The 6,059-nt window shown below is 70.9% G+C and carries 5 protein-coding genes and 1 pseudogene; 3 read left to right on the top strand and 3 right to left on the bottom strand.

The annotated features are described in order from the left end of the window. Window positions 1–98: 98 nt before the first annotated feature. On the top strand, window positions 99–554 hold the full coding sequence (locus tag ACWV17_RS32405) for a hypothetical protein (RefSeq protein ID WP_455362466.1): 456 nt from the start codon (window positions 99–101) through the stop codon (window positions 552–554). A 209-nt stretch (window positions 555–763) separates the two neighbouring features. Here ACWV17_RS32405 and ACWV17_RS32400 read toward each other — a convergent pair. Next, window positions 764–1,342: pseudogene (locus ACWV17_RS32400) on the bottom strand (ATPase, T2SS/T4P/T4SS family); the annotation flags it as partial. Further along, window positions 1,339–2,460, bottom strand: a complete 1,122-nt coding sequence (gene ssd, locus ACWV17_RS32395; RefSeq protein ID WP_455362465.1) for a septum site-determining protein Ssd — start codon at window positions 2,458–2,460, stop codon at window positions 1,339–1,341. The pseudogene ACWV17_RS32400 and the gene ssd, both read right to left, overlap by 4 nt. Window positions 2,461–2,914: 454 nt before the next feature. Between ssd and ACWV17_RS32390 the strand changes: the two genes are divergently transcribed. Next, window positions 2,915–3,760, top strand: a complete 846-nt coding sequence (locus ACWV17_RS32390) for an HAD family hydrolase (protein WP_455362464.1) — start codon at window positions 2,915–2,917, stop codon at window positions 3,758–3,760. A gap of 371 nt (window positions 3,761–4,131) precedes the next feature. On the opposite strand, the gene ACWV17_RS32385 is transcribed toward ACWV17_RS32390, so the two are convergent. Further along, window positions 4,132–4,953 (bottom strand): oxidoreductase, encoded by an 822-nt coding sequence (locus tag ACWV17_RS32385; protein ID WP_455362463.1) that lies wholly within the window; start codon window positions 4,951–4,953, stop codon window positions 4,132–4,134. Window positions 4,954–5,055: 102 nt separating this feature from the next. Between ACWV17_RS32385 and ACWV17_RS32380 the strand changes: the two genes are divergently transcribed. Next, window positions 5,056–6,042: an ATP-binding protein gene (locus ACWV17_RS32380; RefSeq protein WP_455362462.1), complete on the top strand. Its 987-nt coding sequence runs from the start codon at window positions 5,056–5,058 to the stop codon at window positions 6,040–6,042. The last annotated feature ends 17 nt before the right edge of the window (window positions 6,043–6,059 follow it).

The following is a 6,059-nucleotide window of genomic DNA, read 5'->3' as shown; positions in this document are numbered from 1 at the left end:
CCCCCCCCCCCCCCCCCCCCCCCCCCCCCCCCCCCCCCCCCCCCCCCCCCCCCCCCCCCCCCCCCCCCCCGCGCCCACATGCACAGAACGGAACGCTTGTGGCCATCGAAGAACTGACCGGACGCAGCCGCGTGACCGTCTTTCCCCTGGAAGGGCTGACCGTCGCGTACACCACGCAGTCGAGCGACTCCCGCGGCCTCGGCGACGTCGCCATCATGGCGCTCACCGGCCCCGACTCCGCCCAGGATTCACGGCGCTTGTGGCAGCTGGCCGCCGACATGCTCGGAGAGCGCAAGGGCCGGCAGGACGCCGCGAAGTGGCTCCTGATCCAGTGCCTGCGCGCCCGCATGACCAACGCCCCTGCGCACCAGGAGCACGTCGACGCGGCGTGGGCGGCCGTGCTGGACACCGAGGTGCGCCTCGCCTGCCTGTACGCCAACCACGAGAGGCTGCGCACAGGCTGCCTCACCCTGGTCGGGCAGGCCATCCCGGCGGCGGGGGCCTCCGAGCCCAAGGCCGCACGAGGGTTCCTCGTCCCCACATCCACCCTCTGATCTTCCCCGCCCCGGTCGCCAGCACCACGCGGCCGGGGCTTCTTCACGCCCAACCTTGGATTCGAAGGCCCGCGCCTCGGCCGCTCCGAGTGTGCGGCCGACGTCGACAAAGGTGCAGGTCAGGGGCGTGACGGGAGCCCGCTCGATCACATTGCCGGTGCCGCCAAAGTGATCGGCAACTAGCGGCGTCACCACTAGTTATCCGGGTTGCCCGACCCCGTTCCCCCGCTGATCAGGTAGGAGAGCCGGGCATCGATCAGCGCCCGCAGCACCCGGTCCCCGCCCGGCGGGACCGTGCCCGCCGCCACCAACTCGGCCAGCGAGAAGGCCCGGGGCCGGACCACGCGCAGCGAGAGGCAGGCCGAGCCGACAGCGATGGGAGGCAGCACCGCGTGCAGCCGGGTCCCGTCCGGCAGCCGCGCGTCCACCCACGGCCGGGCATCGTCCAGCCGCCTCCCGGCCACCGCCGCCAGCCGCTGAGCCAGCCGGCGTACCGCGCCCGCGTCGGCGAACGACACACCGGTGAGTTCGAGCCCGCTGCCCCGGTCCACCCATACCCGGTCGGGCGCGGCCACCAGGACGTCCGTGACCTCAGGATCCGCGAGCAGCGGCTCCAGCGGCCCGGCGCCCACGAGTTCGGAACGCAACTCCGCTGCCACGCCCAGCACTTCCGCGTCCCCCAGCAGCCGTCCCTGGGCCCGCAGCGCGGCCGCCACTCGGGAGGGGGTCGGTTCCGCACCACTCTCGGCGAGCCGCTGCCGCACCGCATCCAGCAGTTGAGCGCTCATGACGGAACACCCCCGGCCAGCGTCCGGTCCCAGAACGCCGCGCAGAACCGGGCCAGCGGACTACGCGCACGGCCGCCCGGCGGAGCACTGCCGTCCGGGGCACCCAGCAGCCCTGGCTCCACGGGCAGTTCACCGGCGAGCGGCAGCCCCAGCAGCCGCGCCACCGACTCTTCGTCGAGCCCCGCCGCGTACGGGCCGCGCACCACGGCGCGAAGGTCGCGCAGCACCATGCCCGCCATCGACGCCACCCGGCTCGCCGCCGCGACGGCCCGCAGCTCCGCCGGCACCACCAACAGCCCCAGGTCCAGCTGGGCCAGCGCCTCGGCCACCCCCTCGTCCACCCGCCGGGGCAGATCCACGACCACCACCCCGCCGCGCCTGCGAGCCGCGGCGAGCACCGACCGTACGGCCGCCGGCGGAATGACGACCGAGTCTCCGCGGTCCCAGCTGAGCACCCGCAGGGCGTGCAGCTCGGGCAGCGACTCCTCCAGCGCCCCACCGCCGACCCTGCCCCGCGAGCCGGCGAAATCCGGCCAGCGCAGCCCGTCCACGCTCTCCCCGCCGAGCAGCACATCCAGCCCACCGCCCAGCGGATCGGCGTCGATCAGCATGGCCCGCTCGCCGCTGCGGGCAGCGGTCACCGCGAGCGCACAGGCCAGCGTCGAAGCTCCTGCACCGCCTCGCCCGCCGATCACCCCGACGGTGAGCGCCTGCCGCCCCGCGCCCTCCGCCGCATCAGCGATCCGGTCAACGAGCCAGGCTTCGGCGTCGGGGAGCCGGAGCACATGGTCGGCGCCGATCTCCACGGCCCGGCGCCAGACTTCCGGATCGTCCTGGTCCCGCCCGACGAGAAGCACTCCCCGCCGGCGCGCCGCCCCTCGCACGCGAGGCGCGGCATCGTCCCCGACGAGAACCAGCGGCGCGCCGTCCCAGCCGCTTCCGCCCCCGCCGCCGCCTCCCGGCTCGGGCACTCCGTGGTGAACCTCGGGCTCCACGCCGGCCGCCGCACACAACCGCAACAGGTCGTCCAGCAGCGCCACGTCCTCGGTGACGATCAGCGGCCTGCTCTGTCGCCCCTCGGTGCTCAGCAGTCGCTCGGAAGTGATGGATCCGGACACGATCTCCGCCCCCTCTCGCTACAAATCCCGCATCCGCGAACTTCGCGGACGGAATCACCGTGCAGCGATCCTGGAAATCGTGTGGATCTTGCTCAAAAACTGTGGACAACTCCCCAGTTGTGAATATCTCGCTCACTCATACCAGTGACTTCCGGAGCGCATCGCAACCACTACGCACCGTGACGAGTCTCAAGAGGAGAAGGCCTTCACCGCGGAGGCCCATGAGGGGCAGGGAGGACCGTGATGAGCCGGAGAGAAGTGGCGAAAACGCGTCCGGACATGCGACGACCCCCGCCGGGGGGGAGAGCGGGGGTCGTCCCCACGGTCCGACTCGGGGGGGGAGGAGCCAGACCGGGTTAGCACGGTCGCGAACGATCCGTGACTTCCATGGTGTACCCGAGAGCCTTCTCAGGCAAACCCACGCGCCCCAGCTTACGCCGAATGGTGGGCGCATATGCTCTCGCTCGTGGAAAACCACTCCTTGCCGCGCACAGCCGCGTTCTTCGACCTGGACAAGACGGTCATTGCGAAGTCAAGCACCCTGACCTTCAGCAAGTCCTTCTACCAAGGCGGGCTGATCAACCGCAGAGCGGTTCTGCGGACCGCATATGCCCAGTTCGTCTTTCTCGCGGGCGGCGCCGACCACGATCAGATGGAGCGGATGCGCGAGTACCTCTCGGCGCTCTGCAAAGGCTGGAACGTCCAGCTGGTCAAGGAGCTCGTCGCCGAGACGCTGCACGACCTCATCGACCCGATCATTTACGACGAGGCGGCGTCGCTCATCGAGGAGCACCACACCGCCGGCCGGGACGTCGTGATCGTGTCCACCTCGGGGGCGGAGGTCGTCGAGCCCATCGGCGAGCTGCTCGGCGCCGACCGGGTGGTCGCCACGCGCATGGTCGTCGGCGAGAACGGCTGCTTCACGGGCGAGGTGGAGTACTACGCGTACGGCCCCACCAAGGCGGAAGCCGTCAGGGAACTGGCCGAATCAGAGGGGTACGACCTGGACCGCTGTTTCGCCTACAGCGACTCCGTCACCGATGTCCCGATGCTGGAGGCGGTCGGCAACCCGTACGCCGTCAACCCGGACCGTGCGCTGCGCCGCGAGGCACTCACCCGCGGGTGGCCGATTCTGGTGTTCAACCGGCCCGTCCGTCTCAAGCAGCGGCTGCCCGGGTTCTCGATGCCGACGCGCCCCGCGCTGATGGCGGCCGCCGCCGTGGGCGCGGCCGCGGCGACCGCCGGACTGGTCTGGTACGCCAGCCGGCGCCGCACCGCCGTCCTTCCCGCACCCGCCTGACCAGGGCCGTTCCGGGGTGTCCGATTCCATTCCATTTGAACCTATAAGGCAAAGAACTGCGACCAGGACTTCCGCTTCCCTCGGTTCAGGAGTAGAAAGGAGTTACGGCCCGCGAGACCAAGGACAGATCCGAGAGGATGACCTTTAGAACGCAGTAAGGCCCACGGACCGAAGCATGAAAGCCGAGCACCCACGCGACGTCGACCCGTCGATTACGGGCCAGCCGCACCAGGTGACGGGCAGAGTTCCCGACCTGATGGGCATATATCGAGGACGCTTGGTAACTGGGCGGACATGCCAGCGGCGACACCACAAGCTTCACGGTGTCGCCGCAACCCTGTCTCCGGCGCCGTACGCGACGCCTCCGGCCGTCAGGCGGCGCCGCGCTGCAGCGCCTCGCACACCGCTGTCGACTCCCTGACCCCCAGCTCCACCGCGCGCCCGCAATGCTTGATCCACGCCGCCATGCCCTCCGGTCTCCCGGAGACATAGCCGTCGAGCGCCGCGACATAGGCCGCGCGCCCGAGCTCCGCATGGCCCACCTCCGCCGGACAGATCGACTTGGGGTCGAGACCACTGCCGATCAGCACGATGCGTTCGGCGGCCCGCGCGACGAGCCCGTTGTACGAGCCGAAGGGGCGCAGCGCGAGCAGTTCCCCGTGCACCACCGCCGCCGTGACCAGCGCGGGGGCGGAGCCGCCCTTGATGATCAGTTGCGACAGGCCCTCCAGACGGCCCGCCACCTCCTCCGCGTCCGGCAGCGGCAGCTCGACGAGGGGTTCGTCGACCTCCTCGCCCGCCAACCGCGGCCGGCCCACCGAGTCGGCGGGCGCGGCACCGCCCGCCGCCACGAGATGCAGCCGCGCCAGCACGCGCAGCGGCGACTGGCGCCAGATGCTGAGCAGTTGACCCGCTTCCGCGGTCAGCCGCAGGGCCGCGCCCACGGTCAGCGACTCGGCGTCACTGCTGAAGTCGGTGCGGCGACGCACCTCTTCGAGCGCCCAGTCGGCGCCGGACAGCGCCGCGCTGCCGCGCGCCCCGCGCAGGGCGGCCTCGGAGGTGACCTCGGTGCCGCGGCGGCGCATGACCCGGTGCCCGTACACCCGGTCGACGGCCTTGCGTACGGAGTCCACGGAGTCGGCGACGCCGGGCAGCGAGCCCAGTGCGGCGAGCGGATCGGCTGACGTACTCATAGGTAAGGAGCCTACGCACCCGCGGCGCGCACCCCACCTTGGAGTGGTCTTCTTCACTCAGCTCGACAACGACCCGCAATCATGCGATTACCCTTGGTGAACATGAAGATCGCTTTCGTAGGGAAGGGCGGCAGCGGCAAGACCACGCTGTCCTCGCTCTTCATCCGCCACCTTGCCGCCAATGAGGCCCCCGTCGTCGCGGTGGACGCCGACATCAACCAGCACCTCGGGGCCGCCCTCGGTCTCGACGAGGCGGAGGCCGCCGCGCTGCCCGCGATGGGCGGGCACCTCCCACTGATCAAGGAGTACCTGCGGGGTTCGAACCGCCGTATCGCCTCAGCCGAGACGATGATCAAGACGACCCCGCCCGGTAGGGGGTCGCGTCTGCTCCGGGTCCACGAGGACAACCCGGTGTACGAGGCGTGCGCCCGCCCCGTACGTCTGGACGACGGCGTGATCCGGCTGATGGCCACCGGCCCCTTCACCGAGTCCGACCTGGGCGTGGCCTGCTACCACTCCAAGGTCGGCGCGGTCGAACTCTGCCTGAACCACCTCGTCGACGGCCCGGACGAGTACGTCGTCGTCGACATGACCGCCGGCTCCGATTCCTTCGCCTCCGGCCTGTTCACCCGTTTCGACATGACCTTCCTGGTGGCCGAGCCGACCCGCAAGGGCGTCTCGGTCTACCGCCAGTACAAGGAGTACGCACGGGACTTTGGCGTATCCCTCAAGGTCGTCGGCAACAAGGTGCAGGGCGAGGACGACCTCGACTTCCTGCGCGAGGAGGTGGGGGACGACCTACTCGTCACCGTCGGGCATTCCGACTGGGTGCGCGCGATGGAGAAGGGCCGCCCACCGCGCTTCGAACTGCTGGAAGTCGCCAACCGCCTCGCCCTGCAGGCCCTGCAGGACGCGACGGACGACTCGTACGCGCGGCGCGACTGGGAGCGCTACACGCGCCAGATGGTCCACTTCCATCTGAAGAACGCGGAGAGCTGGGCCAACGCGAAGACGGGCGCCGACCTGGCGGCCCAGGTCGACCCCGCCTTCGTACTCGGCGAGCCCACGCCGGTTTCTCAGCCGGGCTGAGGGGCAGGCGTGGGCTG

The organism is Streptomyces mabaensis (assembly GCF_053763515.1).
The sequence above is the reverse complement of the archived record's forward strand: the minus strand, read 5'-3'. Positions and strand labels throughout refer to the sequence as shown.

Excerpts from the sequence above, each read along its gene's own strand:
- ACWV17_RS32390 (WP_455362464.1), top strand. The coding sequence starts at position 2,915 with ATGCTCTCGCTCGTGGAAAACCACTCCTTGCCGCGCACAGCCGCGTTC.
- ACWV17_RS32385 (WP_455362463.1), bottom strand. The coding sequence starts at position 4,953 with ATGAGTACGTCAGCCGATCCGCTCGCCGCACTGGGCTCGCTGCCCGGC.
- ACWV17_RS32380 (WP_455362462.1), top strand. The coding sequence starts at position 5,056 with ATGAAGATCGCTTTCGTAGGGAAGGGCGGCAGCGGCAAGACCACGCTG.